1 protein-coding gene is annotated in these 487 nt (G+C 50.3%); it reads right to left on the reverse strand.

Features of this window, described 5'->3' with window-relative positions; all coding sequences use genetic code 11:
• Window positions 1–487, reverse strand: a 487-nt coding sequence (locus OM416_RS31715; RefSeq protein ID WP_264936351.1) for an AMP-binding protein, incomplete at both ends; no start/stop codon positions are given.

Genomic DNA, 487 nt, shown 5'->3' on the forward strand with positions numbered 1-487 from the left:
CATCTGCATCTTTTCTCAGCTGTACTGTTGCTTCTACTATACCGGCTTGCTCCAGTAACCGGCTTTCGATCTCTCCAAGTTCTATTCGGAATCCTCTCAGCTTCACCTGCTGATCCATGCGGCCCAAATACTCTATATTCCCGTCCGATCTCCATCTGGCCAGATCTCCCGTCCGATACATCTGCTCTCCTGGACGATACGGATTGGCTATAAAACTCGTGGCTGTCCGTTCTGGCTGATTCAGATATCCCCGGCTTACCCCGGCTCCGCCTACGTACAACTCCCCGGGCATACCGATACCGCAAAGTCCACTCTCATTCATGATATATGCGTATGTGTTCGAAATCGGTTTGCCGATCGGCGTTTTGGCTTCTCGCGCTTGCTGATCGATCGGATAATACGTGGAGAAGGTTGTATTTTCAGTCGGCCCATACACATTGGTTAATTGTATGCCTTGATCTCTGGCCAGCAAGAGATCGACATGTTC

This window comes from Paenibacillus sp. LS1 (genome assembly GCF_026013365.1).
Lineage (GTDB): Bacteria > Bacillota > Bacilli > Paenibacillales > Paenibacillaceae > Paenibacillus.